The sequence below is a fragment of the uncultured Salinisphaera sp. genome, from assembly GCF_964012375.1.
GTDB lineage: Bacteria > Pseudomonadota > Gammaproteobacteria > Nevskiales > Salinisphaeraceae > Salinisphaera.
The window spans coordinates 1-22995 of the sequence record NZ_CAXGSH010000062.1; the positions used below are offsets into that span (position 1 = coordinate 1).

At 63.5% G+C, this 22995-nt stretch carries 22 protein-coding genes; 18 read left to right on the plus strand and 4 right to left on the minus strand.

All coding sequences use genetic code 11. The features are described 5' to 3' along the window. The 14 genes from ABNU97_RS11615 to ABNU97_RS11680 all read left to right on the plus strand — a co-directional run. A partial coding sequence (locus ABNU97_RS11615) for a hypothetical protein (protein WP_348766868.1) occupies nucleotides 1-332 on the plus strand: 332 nt, incomplete at its 5' end. Then, nucleotides 329-1657, plus strand: coding sequence for a phosphate regulon sensor histidine kinase PhoR (gene phoR, locus ABNU97_RS11620; RefSeq protein ID WP_348766869.1), 1329 nt, complete (start codon nucleotides 329-331; stop codon nucleotides 1655-1657). The genes ABNU97_RS11615 and phoR, both read left to right, overlap by 4 nt. A 279-nt stretch (nucleotides 1658-1936) precedes the next feature. After that, complete coding sequence (locus ABNU97_RS11625) at nucleotides 1937-3202, plus strand: porin (protein WP_348766870.1); 1266 nt, start codon at nucleotides 1937-1939, stop codon at nucleotides 3200-3202. A 104-nt stretch (nucleotides 3203-3306) separates the two neighbouring features. Further along, on the plus strand, nucleotides 3307-4965 hold the full coding sequence (locus tag ABNU97_RS11630) for a choice-of-anchor I family protein (protein WP_348766871.1): 1659 nt from the start codon (nucleotides 3307-3309) through the stop codon (nucleotides 4963-4965). 131 nt (nucleotides 4966-5096) lie between these two features. Further along, nucleotides 5097-6122, plus strand: coding sequence for a PstS family phosphate ABC transporter substrate-binding protein (locus ABNU97_RS11635; RefSeq protein ID WP_348766872.1), 1026 nt, complete (start codon nucleotides 5097-5099; stop codon nucleotides 6120-6122). A gap of 107 nt (nucleotides 6123-6229) precedes the next feature. Further along, nucleotides 6230-7459: a phosphate ABC transporter permease subunit PstC gene (gene pstC, locus ABNU97_RS11640; RefSeq protein ID WP_348766873.1), complete on the plus strand. Its 1230-nt coding sequence runs from the start codon at nucleotides 6230-6232 to the stop codon at nucleotides 7457-7459. A gap of 19 nt (nucleotides 7460-7478) precedes the next feature. Further along, nucleotides 7479-8648 carry a phosphate ABC transporter permease PstA gene (pstA, locus tag ABNU97_RS11645; RefSeq protein ID WP_348766874.1) on the plus strand — a complete coding sequence of 390 codons (1170 nt, stop codon included), beginning with the start codon at nucleotides 7479-7481 and terminating at the stop codon, nucleotides 8646-8648. A gap of 138 nt (nucleotides 8649-8786) precedes the next feature. Next, complete coding sequence (gene pstB / locus ABNU97_RS11650) at nucleotides 8787-9539, plus strand: phosphate ABC transporter ATP-binding protein PstB (protein ID WP_348766888.1); 753 nt, start codon at nucleotides 8787-8789, stop codon at nucleotides 9537-9539. Nucleotides 9540-9562: 23 nt separating this feature from the next. Continuing rightward, entirely contained in the window at nucleotides 9563-10300 is a 738-nt protein-coding gene (gene phoU / locus ABNU97_RS11655; RefSeq protein WP_348766875.1) for a phosphate signaling complex protein PhoU, read from the plus strand. A gap of 102 nt (nucleotides 10301-10402) precedes the next feature. Continuing rightward, complete coding sequence (gene mrcB, locus ABNU97_RS11660) at nucleotides 10403-12832, plus strand: penicillin-binding protein 1B (RefSeq protein ID WP_348766876.1); 2430 nt, start codon at nucleotides 10403-10405, stop codon at nucleotides 12830-12832. Nucleotides 12833-12924: 92 nt separating this feature from the next. Next, nucleotides 12925-13467, plus strand: a complete 543-nt coding sequence (locus ABNU97_RS11665; protein WP_348766877.1) for a tetratricopeptide repeat protein — start codon at nucleotides 12925-12927, stop codon at nucleotides 13465-13467. Further along, nucleotides 13464-15371 carry an ATP-dependent DNA helicase gene (locus ABNU97_RS11670; RefSeq protein WP_348766878.1) on the plus strand — a complete coding sequence of 636 codons (1908 nt, stop codon included), beginning with the start codon at nucleotides 13464-13466 and terminating at the stop codon, nucleotides 15369-15371. The genes ABNU97_RS11665 and ABNU97_RS11670 overlap by 4 nt, the downstream gene beginning before the upstream one ends. Then, nucleotides 15368-16057 (plus strand): tRNA (adenosine(37)-N6)-threonylcarbamoyltransferase complex dimerization subunit type 1 TsaB, encoded by a 690-nt coding sequence (gene tsaB / locus ABNU97_RS11675; RefSeq protein WP_348766879.1) that lies wholly within the window; start codon nucleotides 15368-15370, stop codon nucleotides 16055-16057. The genes ABNU97_RS11670 and tsaB overlap by 4 nt, the downstream gene beginning before the upstream one ends. 45 nt (nucleotides 16058-16102) lie before the next feature. Continuing rightward, nucleotides 16103-16627, plus strand: coding sequence for a gamma carbonic anhydrase family protein (locus ABNU97_RS11680; protein ID WP_348766880.1), 525 nt, complete (start codon nucleotides 16103-16105; stop codon nucleotides 16625-16627). A 15-nt stretch (nucleotides 16628-16642) separates the two neighbouring features. Here ABNU97_RS11680 and ABNU97_RS11685 read toward each other — a convergent pair whose 3' ends face one another. After that, complete coding sequence (locus tag ABNU97_RS11685; protein ID WP_348766881.1) at nucleotides 16643-17392, minus strand: class I SAM-dependent methyltransferase; 750 nt, start codon at nucleotides 17390-17392, stop codon at nucleotides 16643-16645. A 98-nt stretch (nucleotides 17393-17490) separates the two neighbouring features. On the opposite strand from ABNU97_RS11685, the gene tal reads away from it, so the two are divergent. Then, a complete protein-coding gene (gene tal / locus ABNU97_RS11690; protein WP_348766882.1) occupies nucleotides 17491-18441 on the plus strand; it encodes a transaldolase in 951 nt (316 codons plus the stop codon). 19 nt (nucleotides 18442-18460) lie between these two features. Here the strand turns inward: tal and ABNU97_RS11695 are convergent, their stop codons facing one another. Then, nucleotides 18461-18721, minus strand: a complete 261-nt coding sequence (locus ABNU97_RS11695) for a hypothetical protein (RefSeq protein WP_293623679.1) — start codon at nucleotides 18719-18721, stop codon at nucleotides 18461-18463. Nucleotides 18722-18879: 158 nt separating this feature from the next. On the opposite strand from ABNU97_RS11695, the gene ABNU97_RS11700 reads away from it, so the two are divergent. The 3 genes from ABNU97_RS11700 to ABNU97_RS11710 are packed head-to-tail and all read left to right on the plus strand — an operon-like array spanning nucleotide 18880 to nucleotide 20645. Next, complete coding sequence (locus ABNU97_RS11700) at nucleotides 18880-19239, plus strand: type 1 pili tip component (protein WP_348766883.1); 360 nt, start codon at nucleotides 18880-18882, stop codon at nucleotides 19237-19239. A 4-nt stretch (nucleotides 19240-19243) separates the two neighbouring features. Beyond that, entirely contained in the window at nucleotides 19244-19918 is a 675-nt protein-coding gene (locus tag ABNU97_RS11705) for a CoA pyrophosphatase (RefSeq protein WP_348766884.1), read from the plus strand. Continuing rightward, a complete protein-coding gene (locus tag ABNU97_RS11710; RefSeq protein ID WP_348766885.1) occupies nucleotides 19908-20645 on the plus strand; it encodes an AMP phosphotransferase in 738 nt (245 codons plus the stop codon). Before ABNU97_RS11705 ends, ABNU97_RS11710 begins: the two co-directional genes overlap by 11 nt. Before the next feature lie 16 nt (nucleotides 20646-20661). On the opposite strand, the gene ABNU97_RS11715 is transcribed toward ABNU97_RS11710, so the two are convergent. Both ABNU97_RS11715 and ABNU97_RS11720 read right to left on the minus strand, forming a co-directional pair. Beyond that, complete coding sequence (locus tag ABNU97_RS11715) at nucleotides 20662-21432, minus strand: slipin family protein (protein WP_348766886.1); 771 nt, start codon at nucleotides 21430-21432, stop codon at nucleotides 20662-20664. A 2-nt stretch (nucleotides 21433-21434) separates the two neighbouring features. Next, nucleotides 21435-22889 carry a nodulation protein NfeD gene (locus tag ABNU97_RS11720; protein WP_348766887.1) on the minus strand — a complete coding sequence of 485 codons (1455 nt, stop codon included), beginning with the start codon at nucleotides 22887-22889 and terminating at the stop codon, nucleotides 21435-21437. Between the last annotated feature and the right edge of the window lie 106 nt (nucleotides 22890-22995).

The following is a 22995-nucleotide window of genomic DNA, read 5'->3' on the forward strand; positions in this document are numbered from 1 at the left end:
GCTCGCGATGCCTTGTCTTGCCGCGGCTTGGCCGCCGATGCGCCGCCTTACCTCATGACGACACGCCCTGGGGCCTGTTAACCCTCATGCCGATCGCCGCGCTGCTGCTAAAAATCGTGCCAGACAAGTCGCGCCTTGGCTGGCAGGTTTTGGGGCGCAACCCGACGGGACGCGCTCTATATTTTGGCAATCTGGCGTTGCAGCGTGCTCGTGTCGCTTCGCTACACAACGCGTACTGCGCCTTGTCTTGCAAAAAAATAGAGCGCGGCGCGACGATTTCCTTCGCCTTAACAGGCGCTAGCCTCGTGTTTGCGCCGCGAGCCCGTGTATGAGCATGCCGTCGGCAGGCACCGCGCGAACATGGCGTCGCGAGCTGGTTGTGGTCGCGCTGTGGCTCGCGCTGTGTACGCTGACCGGTCTTATGGTCGGTTATGCGCTGTTGGCCCTGCTGTTCGGCGTGAGCGCCTATCTCGCCGTGCATCTGACCTATGCCTATCAGCTGCATCGGTGGCTGACCTCGGATCGCATCGAGCCGTCCGAGGGCATGGGCGTCTGGCAGGAAATCTATACCGAGCTCTATCGGCTCAAGCAGCGTAACCGCAAACGCAAAAAGCGCCTCAAAAGCATCGTTCACGAGTTTCAGGCGTCGACCGCGGCGTTGCCGGACGGTGCGGTAGTGCTGGATTCGCAGGGGCGCATCGTATGGTTCAACGAGGCAGCCGGTGCGCTCATGGCGCTGCGCAGCCCACAGGATCTGGGCCAGCGCCTGGCCAATCTACTGCGCCACCCACGGGTGTCGAGTCACCTCATCAAGGCCGAGCACATCGGCGAACTCGAGGTGCCATCGCCGGTAAATGAAGCGGATACCCTGCTGCTGCGCCTGATTCCCTACGGCAATAACCAGCGCCTGTTGATCGCGCGCGATATCAGCGAGCAGAAACGCCTCGAGCATACCCGCCGTGACTTCGTGGCCAACGCATCCCACGAACTGCGTACGCCATTGACGGTATTGCGCGGCTATCTGGAAATGATGGAGGAAGAAGCCGGTAGCGACGGCGCGCTGGCCGGCTGGCAGGCGCCGATCCGGGAGATGGGCGAGCAGTCGCGGCGCATGAACCGGATCATCGAAAGCCTGCTCAAACTCGCGCGGCTGGAAAGCGAGGGCCTCCAGCAGCGCCAGGAGCGCATCGACATCCCGAAGATGATTCATTCGCTTGTAGACGATATCCGGCGCGCGAACAGCACCACGCACGAGATCGCACTCGATATCGAACCCGGTCTCGACCTCTATGGCCGGCCAGGCGAACTGGAGAGCGTGTTCTCCAATCTCTTGTCGAACGCGGTGCGCTACACCACCGGCGATGCCGGCACGATTCACGTGCGCTGGTGGCGCGATGAGGATGCCGCCTGTTTCTCGGTTACCGATAACGGTCCCGGTATCGAGGCGAGTCACCTGCCAAGGCTGACCGAGCGCTTCTATCGCGTCGACCCTGGCCGCCAGGCCAGCAGTGGCGGCACCGGACTGGGTCTTGCGATCGTCAAGCACTGTCTCGAGCATCACGAAGCCGAGCTCCATATCCACAGCGAGCCGGGCGTGGGGTCGACCTTTACCTGCCGATTCCCGGTACAGCGCGTGCTCGAGCGAAAAGCGGCCTGAAAGACACGCCTGCCCGTGGCTTTGAACGCATGCGCCTAAGCGGTTCTGCAACTGCCGCGAGAACCGGTTGTCAGAGCCGCCGGCGACGCTAAAGGCAACCCCTGCGCATCCGACGACCTCGCGCTGTAACCGGGCCGAGCGATCGTTTCGAAACGCGCCTGTGGCAATGATCGATGCCTGTCATATTTATGTCACAACGCCGTTATCTGGCTGTCACAAGCGTTCGGTAGCTTCTCCCGCGGCTGCACAAGCCGAGACACAATCCAGGGAGACCTACTGATGAACCGTTTTCAACTGCGCGCCATGGGCGTGCTCGCCGGCGCGGCCGTGACCGCCATGCCCATGCTCGCTTCGGCCGGCATTACCTTGTATGAGGAAGGCGACAAGTCGCTGGAAATCGGCGGCCGTCTGCAACCGCAGTACCGTCTGGTGGACGCCGACAGCGAAGGCCAGGGCAGCGACTCGGGCGACGACTTCTTTCTGCGTCGCATGCGCTTCTATATCGAAGGCACACTGACCAAGGACATTTACGGTATCTGGCAGGTCGACTTCGGCGGCGTGTCGGACGATCCGGAAGTCAAGGACGCCTTCATCAACTATTCCGGGCTGCCGGCCGGCGAGATCCAGATCGGTAACATGAACGTGCCGTACTCGCGGGAACTGCTCACATCTTCCAAGCGCCAGCAGTTCGTCGAGCGCACGGTGGTGGGTGACCACAACTTCGGTGTGCCGGATCGTCAGATCGGTATCCTCTACACCGCCGCGCCGAGCGACGTATTTCAGGTGGCTGCGGGCGTGTTCAACGCCGGCCTGGAAAGCGACCTCGACAAGGTCGATTTCGAATCCCGCGTGAGCAGCGATCCCGATTACTTCGGCAAGTTGTTCGCCGGCCGTATCGACTTCACGCCGATGGGCAGCTTCAAGCTTGCGCAGGGCGCCTTCGGCGAAGAAACCAAGTTCGGCATGGGCCTGAACGCCTTCTACTGGGAAAACGACGACGACGTCGCGTTTAGCGATTTCGACGCCGGCGACAGCCCGGAAGGCGAGTACGACAGCGTCACCGGCCTGGGTCTTGATGCGGCGTTCCGTAGCGGTTACTTCTCGGCCGACGCGGCGGTGCAGTACACCAACGGCGAAGTCACCAACGAAACGCGAGATTTCGTCGCGGGTGCCGCCGGTAGCACCGACTTCAACGGCATCGGCTTCGTCAACAACGACGGCGACGCCAAGTTCATGACCTATATGGTCAAGGCCGGTTACATGATCGTGCCCAGCAAACTCGAGTTCACCGCCGGCTTCTCGGCTCTGGATCTCGACGATGGCTATCGCGACAGCGCCGGCAACATCATCTCCGACGATATGGACAAGCGTTACTCGGCGGGCTTGAACTACTTCTTCAACAAGCACGACGCCAAGATCCAGCTGACCTACGAAATCGGTCGTGACGTGCTCTACGCCAACGATGCCAACGGTCAGGTCATCAATGCCGCCGATATCGGCGAGGACCAGAACACGCTGTTCCTGCAGTTCCAACAGGTCCTGTAACAAAGCTCCCCAGAGAATAAAAAGCGGATTGCTCCCTTTGATCATGACCCCGGCTTGACCGGGGTCTTTTTTTTTAACCATTTAACTTTCGTGGGGATCGGGAAATGAAGTATTCAGTGGTATGTCTTTCAATCGCCGCGGCTGTGGTCGGGCTGAGTGGCTGCAGTGATGACGATGGGTCTGTCGACAAAGTGGACAGCAACCCGGCGCGTACGCTCACCGTGAACCAGATCGGGCGTTACCAGGTGCAGCCGGCAACCGGCGAGTCGTTCCTGGATGACGTATTCGATGAGGGCGCGGCCGAGATCGTGACCTACGATGAGACGACACAGCGTCTGTACGTGGTCAACTCGAATGCGAAAACGGTCGACGTGCTCGCGATCGATAGCAGCGGCAGCCTCATGCGCATGGGCCAGATCGATGCCACCGCAGAAGGCGATTCGGCCAACAGCGTGGCCGTCTACCAGGGCACGGTCGCGGTGGCCATCGAAGCCGAAGATGCCCAGGCGCCCGGCAAGGTCGTGTTCTATTCGGGCACCGGTCTGGAAAAACTCGGCGAGGCGCAGGTCGGCGCGCTGCCGGATATGGTCACGTTCACGCCTGACGGCACCCGTGTACTCGTGGCCAACGAGGGCGAGCCTAACGACGATTACGACAACGACCCGGAAGGCTCGATCAGCGTCATCGACGTTAGCGCCGGCTTCACCGCGCCGACGGTCGATACACTGGGCTTTACCGCCTTCAACGACCAGGCCGATGCGCTGCGCGCCGCCGGCGTGCGTATTTTCGGGCCCGGTGCCACGGCGGCGCAGGATTTCGAGCCCGAGTACATCGCGGTCGCGCCCGATGGTGAACACGCCTATGCCAGCCTTCAGGAAAACAACGCGATCGCGGTGATCGACCTGCAGGCCATGGAAATTACCGACGTGCTGCCGCTGGGCTATAAGGACCACAGCGTCGTCGGTCAGGGTATTGATCCGAGCAACGAGGACGGTCTGAATATCCGAACCGTGCCGGTGTTGGGCATGTATCAGCCGGATACGATCGCGGCTTTCAGCGAGGGCGGCACCACCTATCTGTTGACCGCCAACGAGGGCGATGCGCGCGACTATGACGGCTTCAGCGAAGAAGCCGACGTGAAGGACCTGGTGCTTGATCCGGACGCGTTCCCGAACGCCGCCGCGTTACAGGAGGATGCCCAGCTGGGCGATCTGAAGGTGACGACGACCCTGGGGCGAAGCGGGGAAACCGATGCCAACGGCGATCCGGTTTATGACGCGCTCTATGCCTATGGCGCTCGTTCGTTCTCGATCCGGCGTGCCGATAGTGCCGAGCTGGTCTACGACTCCGGCGACGATTTCGAGCGTATTACCGGTGAGCGCTACGGCGACGCGTTCAACAACGATAACAGCGAGAACGACGGCGATTCGCGGTCGGACAACAAGGGCCCCGAACCGGAAGCCATAGCCTATGGCGTCATAGACGGCCGGCGCTATGCGTTCATCGGCCTGGAGCGCATGGGCGGCTTCCTTGTCTACGACATCACCGACGTCGATGCGCCGGTCTATGTCAGCTATACCAACGCCCGCGACGTCACCGTGGATATGGATACGAACAGCGGTGCCCTGGCAGCGGGCGATCTCGGGCCTGAAAGCATCGTGTTCATTGCCGCAGACAGCAGCCCGCTGGCGGGCGTGCCGTTGCTGGCCGTGGGCAACGAGGTAAGCGGATCGACCACGCTCTACCGTCTGGACCTCGAATAAGCGTCGTGATGGGAGCTACAGGGTGTTGTCATAAATCTGTCATGGATCGGCAATACCCTGTTCAAAGTTTGCTCCCACACTCACCGCAGGTCAGAACCGCTGGCCTGAAATATTTCATCCGGGAGACATTGATGAAACTTCGTTTTCAAAACACGCTGGGCGCAGCGGGTATCGCTGCGGGCCTGCTCGCCGCGGCCGGCGCCGCCCAGGCCGCCGATCAGATTCGTATCGTGGGTTCGTCCACGGTCTATCCGTTTTCGTCCTACGTGGCCGAAGAGCTCGGCGCGACCACCGACATCCGTACGCCGGTCGTCGAGTCCACGGGTTCGGGCGGCGGCATGAAGCTGTTCTGCGGTGGTGTGGGCGCCGATACGCCGGACATCACCAACGCGTCGCGTCGCATGAAGCCGTCCGAGTTCGAGATGTGCCAGAAGAACGGCGTCAAGGACATCACCGAGAACGTGGTGGGCTTCGACGGTATCGTGTTCGCACAGAGCAAGGCCGACGACGCGATCGACCTGACCCGCGAGCAGATCACCCTGGCGGTCGCTGCCAAAGTGCCGAAGAACGGCAAGCTGGTCGACAATCCGTACAACAAGTGGAGCGATATCGATTCGTCGCTGCCGGATCGCGAAATCCTCATCTACGGCCCGCCGACCTCCTCGGGCACGCGTGATGCCTTCGAAGAGCTGGTCATGGAGCACGGCTCCGAGAACATCGACGGCTACGACGAGGCCTACACGACCATCCGCCAGGACGGCAAGTACGTACCCTCCGGCGAGAACGACAACCTGATCGTGCAGAAGCTGGCCCAGAACAAGGACGCCTTCGGCATCTTCGGTTTCTCCTACCTGGAAGAAAACCGCGACAAGATCCAGGGCGCCAAGATCGACGGCGTCGAACCCGAGCGCGACCTGATCTCCTCGGGCGAGTACCCGGTTTCGCGTTCGCTGTTCTTCTACACCAAGAACGCGCACGTCGACCAGGTCAAGGGCATGGAACAGTACGTCGACATGTTCCTGTCCGATCAGATGGCCAGCGATCGTGGTTATCTGAAGAATCTCGGTCTCATCCCGCTGCCCGAGAAGCGTCTGAAATCCGAGCGTAGCGAATGGGAATCCCGTGCCAAGCTGAAGGCATCGGATCTCGAAAGCTAAACGTTCGATTCTAAGCGGCGCCGGTCCATGTCGCTCTGCGGCGTGCCGGCGCCATCTCGATTAACATGGCGGCCCGCCGCACTCGCTTTCAAGCCTAGGAACGCGTTTTGGAAACCAGCCAAGTACTGCTCGTCTTCTTCGGTGGTCTCGTGCCCATGGCCGCCGTAGCGTTTGCCCTGGGGCGCCGCAAGGCGCTGATGTCGGATGCCTCCGGCAGTCGCATGCATTCGCTGCCATCCCAGTACGGCGTGTATGTCGCCACCTGGATGGCACTGCCCGCGCTGGCGATCGGCGTCGTGGCAGCCGCAGCGGCCCTGTTCGGGCTGCAGGTCCCGTCGGCGCCTTTCGTTCTCTCGTTCGCCTTGTTCGGCGCGGCGGTGGGGCTGATGCTGGCGATGCGCAAGGTCGAACCGACGCTGCGCGCGCGCAACGCCATCGAGAAGTTCGTCTACTGGACCCTTTTTTCCGCCTCGCTGGTGTCGATTCTCACCACGTTCGGCATTATCATTTCGATTCTTTTCGAGGCGCTGAAGTTTTTCAGCCAGGTCAGCGTCTGGGAATTCGTGACCGGCACCAACTGGTCGCCCGTGGCGACGTTCCGCCCCGGGCAGGAAACGGCCGACTCCCAGTTCGGCTCCGTGCCGCTGTTTGCCGGCACCTTCATGATCACCCTGGTAGCCATGTCGGTGGCGATCCCGGTCGGGCTGCTGTCGGCCATCTACATGTCCGAATACGCCAGCTATCGGGTTCGCACCTTGGCCAAGCCGGTGCTGGAAATCCTGGCCGGCATCCCGACGGTGGTTTACGGCTTCTTCGCCGCGATTACGGTCAGCCCGCTGGTGGTTGAAGTAGCCGATTTCTTCGGTCTGCACGCGTCGTATACCAACGCGCTCGCGCCCGGGATGGTCATGGGCATCATGATCATTCCCTTTATTTCCTCGCTGTCGGACGATGTGATCAATTCCATCCCCAACAGTCTGCGCGAAGGCGCCTATGCGCTCGGCTCCACCAAGTCCGAGACGATCAAGCAGATCATTCTGCCTGCGGCGTTCCCCGGCATCATGGCCGCGTCGCTGCTGGGTATATCCCGCGCGCTCGGCGAAACCATGATCGTGGTCATGGCAGCCGGGCTGCGCCCGAACCTGACCTGGAACCCGCTCGAAGATATGACCACGGTGACGGTGCGTATCGTCGATGCGCTCACCGGCGATCAGGCCTTCGACAGCCCCGAAACCCTGGCCGCGTTCGCGCTGGGCCTGGTGCTGTTCGTGGTCACTCTGACGCTGAACCTGGTCTCCATCATCATCATTCGCAAGTTCCGCCAGTCCTACGAATAGCGCTAAAGGGCATTCGATTATGAGTCAAGGCATCACGCTGGCGCCTTCCCGCCAGCTCAAGAAACGCTACCGTGCGGAAAAACGCTTCAAGGCCTATTGCATCGCCGCGCTGCTGCTGGCCCTGGCGTTTCTCGTGGTGTTTTTCTCCGACATGATCCGACAGGGGTATTCGGCGTTCGTGCAGACCGAAATCAAGGTCGACGTCACGTACAACGAAGATACGGTCAAGTTCACCAACGAATCGGTCACGGAAGACGTCTCGCCGCTGATTTCGCGGGCCTTCTATCGCACCATTCCGCGCCAGGTCGAGGCCAATCCCGACCTGATGAATACCACCCAGACGCGCTGGCTGACGGCGACCGCGCACGTGGATCAGTACCGTAAGGGATATAGCGATCGGCTTGATCCCGAGCTCAAGGCCACGCTCGATCGACTCGAGTCGGAAGGGCGGGTCAGCTATGGCTTCAACAGCGGCCTGTTCTTTTCCGGCGATTCGAAGATCCCGTCCAATGCGGGTCTGTGGTCGGCGTTCGTCGGATCGTTCTATGTGATGATCGTGGTGCTGGTGGTGAGTTTCCCGATCGGGGTGGCGACCGCGATATATCTGGAGGAGTTCGCGCCGGACAACCGCTTCACGCAGGGCATCGAGATCAATATCAACAATCTCGCCGCCGTGCCGTCCATTCTGTTCGGTCTGCTCGGCCTTGCCATATTCATCAACTTCTTTGGCGTGCCGCGTTCCTCGGCGCTGGCGGGTGGCCTGACGCTGTCGTTGATGACGCTGCCCGTAATCATCATCAGCACCCGTGCGGCGCTCAAGGCGGTGCCGCAGAATATTCGCCAGGGCGCGCAGGCAGTTGGCGCGTCCCGCTGGCAGGCGATTCGGGACCACGTGTTGCCGCTGTCGCTGCCCGGCATTCTCACCGGCACCATCATCGGTATAGCCCAGGCCATCGGCGAGACGGCGCCGCTGCTGCTGATCGGCATGATTGCCTACATTCCGGATGCGCCGACCAGCATGACAGAGGCGGCCACGGTGCTGCCTGCTCAGATCTATACCTGGTCGGGTATGCCGGAAGGCGCCTACGTGAGCCTGACCGCGGCCGGCATTCTGGTGCTGCTGACTCTTTTGATCACCCTCAATGCCACGGCGGTTATTCTGCGCAACCGTTTTGAGCGTCGCTGGTAGGCATGAGCGGTACTAACAAATTGAAATATTTTCCCTTTTCCCGGGCGGAGATTTAGGATGCGTACACGAGATTTGACCGGCGACAACACCCAGGTGGTGAACGTGCCGACCACGGAGCGCCCGCGCGTGAATCAGAACATGAAGATGAAGGTGCACGACCTCGAGGTCTGGTACGGCGAGAAACAGGCGCTGCACGGTGTTTCCATGGACGTGGTCGAGAACGAGGTCACGGCCCTGATCGGGCCGTCCGGCTGCGGCAAGTCGACGTTCCTGCGCTGTCTCAACCGGATGAACGACCTGATTCCGGACGTGCGCATCAAGGGCGAGGTGGAGTTCGAGAACCAGAACATCTATGCCCCCGAGGTCGACGTTGTCGAACTGCGCTCGCATATCGGCATGGTTTTCCAGAAGCCTAATCCGTTTCCGAAGAGCATCTACGATAATATTGCCTACGCGCCCAAGATCCTGGGCCAGGTGCGCAAGCGCACGGATATGGAAGACCTGGTGGAGCATTCGCTCAAGCGCGCGGGCCTGTGGGAAGAGGTCAAGGATCGTCTGCAAATGCCGGGCCTGTCGTTGTCGGGTGGTCAGCAGCAGCGTCTATGTATTGCCCGCGCAATCGCGGTGAGCCCGTCCGTGTTGCTCATGGACGAGCCGTGTTCCGCGCTCGATCCGGTGGCGACCGCGACGGTCGAGCAGCTCATTGACGAGCTCAAAGAGAACTACACCATCGTAATCGTCACCCACAACCTGCAGCAGGCCGCTCGAGTGGCCGGCTATACGGCGTTTTTCCATTTGGGCAATATTGTCGAATATTCGGATACGGACTCACTGTTCACGCATCCGCGCGAAAAGAAGACCGAAGACTACATTACCGGCCGATACGGCTGATCGGCCGCTGGGAGGAGAGTGCCATGGATAAAGTCGGGCTGGAAAAACATACGTCCAAGCAGTTCGATGCCGACCTGGAGGATGTGCGTGAACTCGTTCTTTCGATGGGCGGCCTGGTCGAGCAGCAAATAGCTGACGCCGTACGCGCGCTGATTACCGGCGAAGGCACGCTTGGTGAAGACGTCGTGCAGGGCGACTCGCAGGTCAACCGCATGGAAGTCGAGATCGACGAGGAATGTACCCGCATTCTGGCCCGACGCGCCCCCCAGGCCGGGGATCTGCGTCTGATCATCGCGGTGGCCAAGACCATCACGGACCTCGAGCGCATCGGCGACGAAGCCGAGAAGATCGGACGCATGGCAACCCATTTGGCCAGTTACGACCGGCCAAAAAGCGCGTTCCGCCAGATCGAGACGCTCGGTCGGCATGTGCGCGAGATGCTGCGCGATGCCCTGGACGCCTTTGCCCGTCTCGATTCGGAGGCGGCGCTGCGTGTGGCCCAGCAGGACGCCGAAGTCGACCGCGAGTACGAAGGCATCGTGCGCCAGTGCATTACCTACATGATGGAAGACCCGCGCACCATCCGCCATATGCTGGACGTGCTGTGGGCAGTCAAGGCGCTGGAGCGTATCGGGGACCATTCCACCAATATTGGCGAATACGTCGTGTACTTCGTGGAAGGCAAGGACGTACGCCATATCGGCCTCGAAGCGATGGAAAAAGAGATCATCGAGGGCGCGGCACGCCGACGCGGCGGCTGAGCGCGCTACGCGCGCTGGTTTGGCCAGTACCGGGGTGCGGCGCACAAAACTCGCGTCGTGCTTTGGTACTATCAGCGTCCCTGACTGGCGCGGATAGCGGAATTGGCCCAGAAAAAACGACCCACTCGATCAACACCGAAGCGCAAGGCGCGTACCCCGTCGCGGGCTAAAGCCAAGCGCGGCTTCTTTCGGCGTCTGCTGCCGTATGTGTTCCTGCTGGGCTGCATCGGCGCTGCGCTGCTGGCGGGGTATATGGTGTATCTGGACGGCGCGGTGCGCGCGCAGTTCGAGGGCACGCGCTGGACGTTGCCGGCCAAGGTCTACGCCAGCCCGCTCGAACTCTATAGCGGCTTGGATCTTACCCGCAGCGAAATCGTGTCTCGGCTCGACCGCCAGGGCTATCGGGCCAGTTCGAGCCTGTCGCGCTCGGGTACGTATCGCAGCAGTGCGGGCCAGCTCGATATCCATACCCGTGCCTTCCATTTCTGGGATGGCAAGCAGGCAGCCCGAGAGATCCGGCTGAGCTTCAACAGTAGTGGGGTCAGTTCCCTGAGCGCGCTGGACAAATCCGGCGACCCGGCCTTGGTTCGGCTCGACCCGCTGATGATCGGCAGCATCTATCCGAAGCAGGGCGAAGACCGGATTCTGGTCAAGCTCGGCGAGGTGCCGCCAATGCTGCCGGCCGGTCTGATTACGGTTGAAGACCGCGATTTCATGAACCACTGGGGCGTGTCTCCGAAATCGATCCTACGCGCCGCGGTTGCCAACATGCGCGCCGGCGGGGTGGTTCAGGGTGGGTCCACGATTACCCAGCAGCTGGTCAAGAACTTCTATCTGAACAATCAGCAGACGCTCGTGCGCAAGGCCAAGGAAGCGCTGATGGCGATCCTGCTGGATGCGCACTATTCCAAGCCGGAGATTCTCGAGGCCTATCTCAACGAGGTATATCTCGGCCAGGATGGCGGGCGTGCGATCCACGGCTTTGGCCTGGCCAGCTACTTTTATTTCCAGAAGCCGCTGGAAGAGTTGCAGCCGCAGGAAATCGCACTGCTCGTGGCCATGGTCAAGGGCCCGAGCTACTACGACCCGCGCCGCAACCCCGAGCGTGCGCTGCGCCGCCGCAACCTGGTGTTGGACATGTTCCACAGCGCGGGTTTCCTGGAAGAGGAGAGCTGGCGCGAAGCCAAGAAAGCGGATCTGGGCGTGACCGCGCGTACGGTACGTAGTACCAGCCAGTACCCGGCCTTCATTGACCTGGTGCGTCGTCAGCTGTTGGGCCAGTACAAGGACGCCGACCTGACCGAGGAAGGGCTGCGTATCTTCACCACGCTCGATCCGGCGGTTCAGGCGGCTGCCGAGCAGCGCGTCTCGGACGGGCTGGACAAGGTCGAGGCCGCACGCGGTATTGCGCGCGACAGCCTGCAGGCCTCGGCGGTGGTCACCAGCGTCGAAGGCGGGCGTGTACTCGCACTCGTCGGCGGCCGCGACGCCGGCTTTGCCGGCTTCAACCGGGCACTCGACGCACGCCGGCCGATCGGGTCGCTGATGAAGCCCGTGGTCTATCTCACCGCGCTGGCCGAGCCCTCGAAATACAACGTGCTTACGCCGCTGGACGACGGCCCGCTCGCGGTCAAGCTGGCCAACGGTGATACCTGGCGGCCGAACAACTATTCGATGCGTTCGCATGGCAGCGAAGTGCCGCTGCACTATGCGCTCACCCACAGCTATAACCTGTCGACGGCGCGCCTGGCCCTCGATGTGGGCATTCCCAACGTCATCGATACGCTCAAGAAGCTCGGCTACAACGGCGATCCGCTGTCGGTGCCGTCGCTGGCCCTCGGTGCCGTGGACATGGCGCCCATGCAGGTCGCCCAGATCTACAATACGCTCGCCGCCGGTGGCTACTACACGCCGCTGCTGGCCATTCGTGATGTCACGACCCGAGAGGGCGAGCCGCTGTCGCGTTATCCGCTCAAGATCCGGCGTGCCGTGGATGAATCGCCGGTCTATATCACCAACTGGATTCTGCAACGCGTGGCGCGCTACGGCACCGGCGCTTCGATGTACAAAACGCTCGACCGCTCGATTAACGTGGCCGGCAAGACCGGTACCACCGACGATCTGCGCGACAGCTGGTTCGCGGGTTTCTCGGCCAACCGGTTGGCTGTGGTCTGGGTCGGCCGCGACGACAACAAGCCGGCCCAGCTCACCGGGGCGACCGGCGCCCTCCAGCTGTGGGCCGGTATCATGGCCGATATCGACCCGCGCGGTCTGATGAACGTGCCGCCCGAGGACGTGGTGGAAATCCCGCTGCGTATGCGCTTCGACCCCAATGGCACGGCGGGCAACGACTACGGCGGCTGTAGCAACACCACGCCAGTGCCTTTCGTGCGCGGCGAGGTGCCGGACGGGCTTTCCGACTGTGATAGCGATATCATGCGCGAAAACCGCTATCGCCGCGAACAGCCGCGTCAGCAGGAACAACAGCAGGAACAGGACGAAGGCAACTGGCTGCAGCGCTTGTTCGGTTGATCGAAGCGAGCGATCGGGCCAGGGGGTTCGATGCCGCTGTCGACCGTGCGCTCGCGCAAGCCGCGCGGCCACGCAACGAGAGGTTTGGGAGCATGCAACGAATCGCAGTAGTGGCGCTGACCATCGCGCTGGCCGGCTGTGCCACCACCCAGCGCACCAGCTTTCCGCCGCCGGAAGGCCCGGCTTCGCCCACGGTGCCGTCGCCACAGCCTGGTGAGGAACAGCCGCGCCCGCCGCAGCGGCCGAGCAAGCCCGAGGTGATGCCGCCGCGCAGCGCCCAGGAGGCCAGCAGTCCGGCCGTACTGTCGCTGCTGGGACGGGCCGATACGCTGGCCCGCAACGGCAATATGGATATGGCCGCCGCCACGCTGGAACGCGCGCTCGATCTCGAACCGCGCAACGCATTCGTTTATCAGCGTCTGGCGGCGGTCAAACTCGCGCAGGGGCAGGGCGGTCAGGCCGAAGCCATGGCACGCAAATCCAACAGCGTGGCGGGCGATAATCCGTTCGTACGCGCCGATAACTGGCGCCTGATCGCCGAAGCGCGCCGCGCCGACGGCGATCGCGGCGGTGCCGACGAGGCCATGCAGCGCGCCAGCAGCTATCGCAGCGCCAGCCAGCAGTTCATGCGATGAGTGCGGCGGCAGGCGCCGCGCTATTCTCTGACGACGACGCGCTCTCGCGGGCGCTGCCCGGCTATGCGGCCCGTGCCGGTCAGGCCGAGATGGCCAGCGCGGTGGCCCGTGCCATCGACGCTGGCGAACGGCTGGTGGTGGAAGCCGGCACCGGCACCGGCAAGACCCTGGCCTATCTGCTGCCCGCGCTCGCCTCGCAGCGAAAGATCATCGTCTCGACCGCCACGCGCTACCTGCAAAGCCAGCTCGACGACAAGGACGTGCCGCTGGCGCAGACGGTGCTCGGGCGTTCGGTACATGCCACCGTGCTCAAGGGCCGGGCCAACTATCTTTGCCTGCACCGGCTCAATCTCACCGAGGCCAGCGGGGATCTCTATCTCGCGCCCAAGATTCGTGCGGTACGCGACTGGGCAGCCCGGACCACCACCGGCGATCTGGGCGAGTTCGGCGACCTGGGCGACGGCGATGCGCTCTGGCCGCGTATCACCTCCACGACCGACAACTGCCTGGGCCAGGAATGCCCCTTGTTCGATCAGTGCTGGGTGGTGCATGCCCGCCGCGAGGCCCAGGCGGCGGATCTGGTCATCGTCAATCACTACCTGCTGTTTGCCGATCTGACCCTGCGCGAATCCGGCTTTGGCGAGGTGCTGCCGGGCGCGGATGCGATCGTGCTCGACGAGGCCCACCGGCTGCCCGATATCGCCGGACGCTTTTTCGGCCAGGCGCTTTCCGCGCGCCAGCTGAAAGATCTGGTGCGCGATGGTCTGGCCGAGCTGGATACGCTCGGCGGCGACATGCCCGCGCTGAAAGCCAAGCTCAAGGACGTCGGCAACGCCGAACGCCGTTTTGCCGATGCGTTGGGCGATGCGCCGGGCAATCGCAGCTGGGAGGAGCTGGAAACCGACGCACGCCGCGGCGCACGCGATGAGCTGGCCGCGGCGCTGCTCGCGCTTAAGACCGGCCTGGAGCCGGTGGCCAGCCGCAGCGACCGCATGAAGGCTTTGTCGCGGCGCTGTGGCGAGCTCGAAGCCGCCCTGACCACCGTGAGCGCGAGCGACGCCGACCGGATCAGCTGGCTGGAAAAACGCGGCACGGCCTGGATCTGGCACAGCACGCCGTTGGATGTGGCCACGCCGTTCTCGCGCGCCATCGAAGCCTATCCCGGCGCCTGGATATTCACTTCGGCCACCCTGGCGGTCAAGAACGACCTGGACTACTTCTGTCGCCGACTCGGGCTCGCCGACGTTACCCAGCAGGTGCTGCCCAGCCCGTTCGACTACGAACGCAACGCCATGCTGTATGCGCCCCAGGCCATGCCGGCGCCGAACACGCCGGACTTCGACGACGCGCTGGTATCCCAGGCGCTGGCGCTTATCGAAGCGTCCGGCGGCGGTACCTTCCTGCTGTGTACCAGCTACCGGGCGGTGGCCCGCTACGGCGAGGCCTTGGCCGCGGCCGGCATCGATGTGCTCATGCAGGGCAGTGCGCCGCGGGCCACGCTATTGGCGGAGTTTCGCAACGACGACGGGGCGGTACTGGTCGCGACCAGCAGTTTCTGGGAAGGCGTGGACGTACGCGGTCAGGCCCTGCGGCTGGTGATCATCGACCGCCTGCCGTTCGCCTCGCCGGCCGACCCGGTGCTGGCGGCACGGTTTACCGCGATGAAGGAGGCCGGAGAGAACCCGTTCATGGACTACCAACTGCCCCAGGCCATCATCACCCTCAAGCAGGGCGTGGGCCGCCTGATTCGCGACGCCGCCGACCGCGGCGTACTGGCCATCTGCGACCCGCGGCTGTTCACGGCGCGCTACGGCGGCGCGATTCGGGCCAGCCTGCCGCCCATGCCCATCACCCGCGATCAGGCCGTGGCCTGCGAATTTCTCGATTCTCTGGCGCCGGCATGAAGATACTCGCCCTGGATGCCTCGACCGAGGCGTTGTCGGTTGCCGTCGTGGACGTCGAGCGCGACTACGAGCTCGAACACTTCGAGATCGCCCCGCAGGCCCATGCACGCCGTCTGTTGCCGCTGGCGCGGGAGCTGCTGGAGCGCGCCGATCTCGAGCTGGCCGATCTCGACGGCCTGGCGTTCGGACGTGGGCCGGGTGCGTTCACCGGTCTGCGGATTGCCGCCGGGCTCATTCAGGGTCTGGCCGCGGGCATTGATCGGCCGGTGGTGCCGGTGTCTACCCTCGCGGCGCTGGCCGCGCGCTGCCTGCATCAAGACGCGCGTGTTGAACGCATCCGCGTGGTTCAGGATGCGCGCATGGGCGAAATCTATAGCGCCGACTACCAGCGAGGGCAGGGCGCCGCCCCGGAACCGCTGGGTATCGAACGGGTCATGCGCCCGGAACAGCTCGACGCCGACACGGCCAACGAATACACCCGGGCCGGCAACGGCTGGCACGTCGTCGCCGGCGAGCGCGGCGTCGCGCCCGAGACGCTGGAACCCGTTGAACAGTGGCCGCATGCTCTCGATATCGCACGCCTGGCCATACCGACGTTGCGCGCTGGTGAAGGTCTGCCCGCCGCGCAGGCGCTGCCGGTCTACGTGCGCGACGATGTCGCCCGCAAGCCCGGCGGGCTGCGCTGAGCGCGGTCGACAATTAACGACGACAAGAAGCAACCGGAGGACGACATGCTTTACCGCCTGGACGACATCACCCCACAAACGCCGGATGCCGGACAGTTCTTCGTGGCCGACAACGCCACCGTGCTCGGCAATGTGAAGCTCGAAGTCGATGCCAGTATCTGGTTCAACGCCGTGCTGCGCGGCGACCAGGAGCTGATCACGATCGGGCGCGGCAGCAATATTCAGGACGGCTGCGTGCTGCATACCGACCCCGGCTTTCCTTTGACCGTGGGCGCGGACTGTACCGTGGGCCATCAGGCGATGCTGCACGGCTGCACGATCGGCGACAACAGCCTGATCGGTATCAAGGCCACAGTGCTCAACGGCGCTAAGATCGGGCGCAATTGCCTGATCGGCGCAGGCGCATTGGTCCCCGAGGGCAAGGAAATTCCCGACAACAGCATGGTCATCGGCGTGCCCGGCCGGGTGAAACGCGAACTCAGCGATGATGACGCGCAAAAACTCAAGCGCGGTGCCGCGCACTACGTCGAGAACTACAAGCGCTTTCTGGCGGGTTTGGCTGCGGTCTAGCGCGCCGCGCGGTTCTCAGCTTAGATAGATATCGAACCGAATCGCCTTGCCTTCGACCTGGCGGTCGGGCGGGGCGATTGGCGTCGCCCGGGCATGCTGTTTGACGACCACCTGGCGCATGGCCGCCGCACGGGCGCGTTCCAGCAGCAGTGCCACGTCCGTATCGGTGCCCACGAGTTCGTGCATCCAGGCGAGTGCCTTTTGCGGGCGGGCCTTGCGTCGGGGCGCATCGAACATCGGGTCGATATAGACGATATCGAAATCGTCGGCGCAGGTATCGGCCAACCAGCGACCGGCATCGGCATGGATGAGCTCTGGCCAGGCGGCAAGCCAGGGCGGCGGCGTGGCCTGTGCGCGTACGCGGGCATCGTCAAGCAGGGCGAACAGCACCGCGTGGCGTTCGATCGACACCACCGTACAGCCGAGCGCCGCTAGGGTGGCGCTGTCGCGGCCCAGCCCGCAGGTGGTATCCAGCACCCGCGGGCGCGGGTGGCGGCGCAGGCCCAGTGCGCGGGCGAGCGGCGACTGGCGACCGCCCGCGGCGCGACGTTCGACGCTGCCGTCGAGCAGATCGATACGCAGGCCGCGATCGCGGGCAGGCGCATCGGCATGATGCAGGACGAGCCCGTCGGCGCCCGCGCGCAGATAGAAGCCTTGCTCGGGCGGATGCACGACGGTGGCGAACCCGGCCGGGCCTGCCCAGCGCTGCGCCGCAAAGCCGGCATGCACGACCAGCGGGGGCAATTCAGTCGGCGATATTGTCATGGCGATAAACCGCTTGCCAGCTGGTCCGGGCGCGAAGCCTTGGCGGGTGGTCGCGGGACTGTTCTATAGTGAGCCCTGTATTCGCCAAGAGTCACGAGATGTCCGAATCCCTTGCGTCCAACACCCCACAGAACGCGCTTGAAGCGCTGCGTGCCCGCACTACCGTGGTTGCGGACAGCGGCGATTTCGAAACCATTCGCGTCTATCGGCCCACCGATGCAACGACCAACCCGAGCCTGGTGCTGCAGGCGGCGGGTGATACGCGCTACCGGCATCTCGTCGACGAGGCGCTGGCGGCAATGCCCGCCCATGGGCTGAGCCGGGTCGAGCGGCTGATGACGCTGTTCGGACGCGAACTCACCCAGGTCGTGCCGCGCTATGTGTCCACCGAAGTGGATGCCCGGCTGTCGTTCGATACCGATGCCACCATTCGCAAGGCGCGCGCGCTGATCGCCGATTACGGCGAACTGGGCGTCGCCCCCGAGCGTATTCTGATCAAGATCGCCAGCACCTGGGCCGGTATTAGGGCGGCCAGCGTGCTCGAATCCGAAGGCGTTGCCTGCAACATGACGCTTATTTTTTCGCTGGCCCAGGCCCAGGCCTGTTTCGAGGCCGGGGTGACGCTCATTTCGCCGTTCGTTGGACGGATCACCGACTGGTACAAGAAGGCCGAAGGCGTGGCGCACTACGCGCCGGAACAGGATCCGGGCGTGGCCAGCGTGCGGCGTATCAACTCCTATGCCAAGACCCACGGCTACCCGACCCAGGTGATGGCGGCGAGTTTTCGCAACCGCGAGCAGATCCTGGCGCTCGCCGGCGCCGACCTGATGACGATTTCGCCCGCGCTGCTCGAGGAACTGGCCGGACTGGAGCCTGCAGATACGCAGGGCATCACCGCAACCGATTCCGACGTGCCGCGCCTGATGCTCGACCGCAGTGCGTTCGACTGGGCCATGAACGCCGACGCCATGGCCACGGAGAAGCTGGCCGAAGGCATTCGTCGCTTCGCCGACGATCAGCGCGCGCTCGAACAGCAACTCTCGGCTTGAGCACGCTGCGTTTACGCGTTCAGCCGTCGAGGTAGTCGAGTACTGCGCTGTAGCCGCCTTCGGTGAGGAGGATGGCGTTGACGGTGCTTTCGTAGATGCGCCCGGCGCTGCGCAGCTGCTCGATTTCGCGCGCATCCTGGCTCGCGCTCAGGTAATAGTAGTCGCGGCCCTCGTCGAAACTATCCTTGAGCTGCTTGAATGCCAGGAACGCAGTACCTTTCTTGTCACCGCGCTGCTGGTCGATTTCCTTGAGGCTCCAGGTCTTTTCGGTCTTGGCCATGCGTTACTCTCGGGTTGAGTTGGCGCCAAGCTAGCAGGCGCTTAGAAGCGGGTCAACGCGACTTTAAAAGGGCCGCGCAACATTGTTGAAATACGCGCGACTCTCGTAATCTATGCGGGTCGCAACGCGCATCGAATACTCAAACTGCAGGTACCCGGATGAAAGTCAACGAACTGGTCGCTCAATGGAAAGCCAACGCCGGCGAAACCCGGACGGACGAAACCTACGAGATTCGTCTGCCGCTCTACGACGCGGCCAAGGTTGCCGCCCTGTGCGATCTGTTCCCGGGCCTGACCCAGGAACGCATTCTCACCGATTTGTTGGCAGCCGCTCTGGACGAGCTGGCATCGTCCTTCTCCTACGAGCCGGGTAACGAAATCGCGGCCTACGATGAAGAAGGCGATCCGATGTATGCGGATGCGGGCCTTACGCCGCGCTTCCAGGCGCTGGCCAAGGAATATGCCGAAAAACTCAAGGCCGGCGAGCGTATCGACCAGTCCACGCCATCGAACGGTTGATGCATTGACGGATCGGGACCCGGCCGAGACGTGGCGCCGACGTCTGCAGCAGGCGCTGGCGGTCAAAATGCCGCCGGGTCATACAGGGCCGGGCGACAACCGGCCGATTGAGGCCTACGGGGTGGCCGCCCGGCGTGCGGGCGTGCTCATTCCGGTGGTCGCCGCGCCCGAGCCCTACGTCTACTTCACCCAGCGAAGCGCGGCCCTGCGCCATCATCCGGGCCAGATCAGCTTTCCCGGCGGCAGCATGGAAGCACAGGATCGCAATGCCGAACGGGCGGCCCTGCGCGAGGCTGAAGAAGAGATCGAACTGCAGTCGCACCACGTTGAAGTGCTCGGCGAGCTGCCCGAGTACCCGACCGTCACGGGCTTCGTGATCAGCCCGTTCGTGGGCTGGGTCGATCCACGCGCCGAGGTGTATCCCGACGATGCGGAAGTCGCGCGTCTGTTCGCCGTGCCGCTCGCGCATCTGCTGGAGCTGGACAACTATCGCGAGTACCCCTACGAGCGTAACGGCCAGACGTATCACGTCTACGGCATCGACTATCGCGACGATCATATCTGGGGGGCGACTGCCGGCATTCTGCTGGGGCTGGTCCAGCGGCTTGCCCATGCCGAAGACCGCCCGCTGGCCCTGCCTCGCCGCGCCGACGAGCCGGAGAGATCCCGTGGCCGATAAAAAAGCGCTTCATGACGAACTCGAAGCCCTGCAGGCTGAGCTGGTTGCCATCCAGCATGCCTATGCGCAGGAACGGCGTAGCGCGGTGATCGTGCTCGAAGGCTGGGATGCGGCCGGCAAGGGTGGATTGATACGGCGTATTGCCTGGGTGCTGGATCCACGCCATCTCACCGTCTGGCCAATCAAGGCCCCGAATGCGGTCGAACGTGACGAACTCTGGCTACAGCGGTTCTGGCGGCGTATTCCCGGGGCCGGCGAAATCGCGATCTTCGATCGCAGCTGGTACGGACGGGTACTCGTCGAGCCGATCGAAGGGCTCATATCGGCGCAGTCGTGCGAGCGCGCCTACGACGAGATCAATGCCTTCGAACGCACGCTGGTCGATAACGACGTACGCCTGGTCAAGCTGTTTCTGGATATCGGTGCCGATACCCAGCTCGAGCGGTTTCGTTCGCGCTATGCGAACCCGGCCAAGCGCTGGAAGATCACGGCCGACGATATTCGCAACCGGGCGCGATGGCAGGACTATGAACAGGCCTATGCGCGCATGTTCGAGCGCTGCTCCACGGCGGCCACGCCGTGGACGCGGATTGACGCGAACCACAAGAAAAAAGCGCGCGTGGCCGCGATGCGCCATATCGTGGCGGCGCTGGGCGAGGGCATTGACCTGACGGCGACGCCGGCGGTCGATCCGGTGGTCGAGCGTTTCATGGCCGCCAGCGACTAGCCGTCGACCGCGGGTTCTAGTTCTTGTGCTCGCCCATTTTCTTGGCGGCATCGAGCAGCGGTTCGATCAGGTCCATCGGCAGCGGGAACACGATGGTGGAATTGTTCTCGCCAGCGATATCCACCAGCGTCTGCAGATAGCGCAGCTGCAGGGCCTGCGGCTCGCGCGCGAGTTGTTCGGCGGCCCCGCGCAGGTTTTCGGCCGCCTGCATTTCGCCTTCGGCGTTGATGACCTTGGCTCGGCGTGCGCGTTCGGCCTCGGCCTGACGGGCAATCGCACGGGTCATGCTCTCGTCGAGGTCGACCTGCTTGATCTCCACGTTGGCGACTTTCAGGCCCCAGGCATCGGTATGGCGGTCGAGAATTTCCTGGATATCGGCGTTGAGCTTGTCGCGCTCGGCCAGCATTTCGTCGAGCTCATGCTTGCCCAGCACGCTGCGTAGCGTGGTCTGGGCAAGCTGGCTGACCGCGTCGTAGAAATGTTCGACTTCCACGATCGCCCGGTCGGCGTCGATAACCCGGAAATACACCACGGCGTTGACGCGCACGGATACGTTGTCGCGCGAGATCACGTCCTGGGGCGGCACGTCCAGTACCACCACGCGCATATCCACCTTGATCATCTTCTGGATGACCGGGATCACCAGAAACAGACCGGGGCCTTTTACGCCGGTCATGCGCCCGAGCGTGAACATCACGCCGCGTTCGTATTCCGGCAGGATCTTGATCGAGGCAAAGATCACCAGCGCGAGCAGGATGATCACGGCAAAACCGAAATTGATGAGCATGGCTATCTCCGCGGTATGGGCCCACGCGCTGGCGCGTTGCCCGTAGCAATGGTGGTATCCGCCGGTCCGGCGGGGCGCACGAATACCTTGAGGCCTTCGGCCGCGGTGACCACGAGTGGTTCATCGCGCACGACCGGCGTGTGGCTGACTGCCAGCCAGGACTCGCCGTGCAGCAGGACGCGGCCTTCGCGTTCGAAATCCGCGAGGGCTACGCAACGGCTGCCAATGAGCCCGGCATGGCCGGTGTGTATGCGTTCGCGTCGCGAGCGCAGGAACATGTACAGGATCCCGAACAACAGCAGGGCGCTGGCCACCGCGATACCGCCGATCAGGCCGAAAGGAATATCGAAGCCGGGCACGTCGGTATCCATGAGCATGATCGAGCCGAACACGAAAGCGGCAACACCACCCAGGCCCAGAATACCGAAACTGGGCGCGAACATCTCGGCCACCATCAGCCCGGCACCGAGCGCGATCAATGCCAGTCCCGCATAGTTGACCGGCAGCACCTGAAAGGCGAACAGCGCGCACAGCAGGCTGATGGCACCGACCACGCCCGGCACGCCGGTGCCGGGGTTCAGGCCTTCCAGAATCAGCCCGTAGATGCCGATCATGAACAACAGATAGGCCACGGTCGGATTGGTGATCACCGACAGCAGTTCGGTTTGCCAGCCGGGTTCGCGCTGCTCGACGCGCGCACCGGCCACGTTCAATTGCTGCGTGCCGGCCGCCGTTTCCACGCTCTGGCCGTCGATCCTATCCAGAAGCTGCGTGGTATCGGCTGCGATCAGGTCGATGACGTTGGCATCGAGGGCGGCCTGTGCCGACAGGCTCGTTCCTTCGCGCACGGCCTGTTCGGCCCAGTCCGCGTTGCGGCCGCGCCGCTCGGCCAGGCTGCGGATATAGGCCACGGCATCGTTGACCGCCTTGCGTCGCTTGGCGGTGGCGTTGTCGCTCGTTTGTACGGCGTTGTTATCGCTTTCGGGTTCCGACGCGTCCGCCGGCTCGGGCTCGGGCTCGGCATCGGCCGGGGCCGATCCATCGCCGCCTATCGATACCGGCGTGGCCGCGCCGAGATTGGTGGCCGGCGCCATGGCCGCGATATGGCTGGCATAGAGGATATAGGTGCCGGCACTGGCCGCGCGTGCGCCGCCGGGCGAAACATAACCGACCACCGGCACCGGGGAGGCTAGAATCGCCTTCACGATATCGCGCATCGCGCCGTCCAGCCCGCCGGGCGTATCCAGGCGCAGAATGATCAGCGGCGTGTTTGCAGCGGCGGCCTGTTCGAGTTCGCGAGCGACGAAGGCGCTGGTGGCCGGGCCGATCGGCCCGTCGACGGGTATCTCGCGTATCGGCGGCGCGGCGTCCGTGGACGGCTGGGCGACGAGCCCGGTCGCGCTCGCCAGCAGGGCGACGAACGAGAATAGAAACAGCAGGGTTCGCCGTATAGCCATATCCCGATAATACGCGATAGGTGTGCTCTACGTTGCGCCAGGCAAACTCTGCTAAGGAACCTCTGATCTATTCATCTACGGTCGCGCCGGTGTCTTTTGCGCGCGT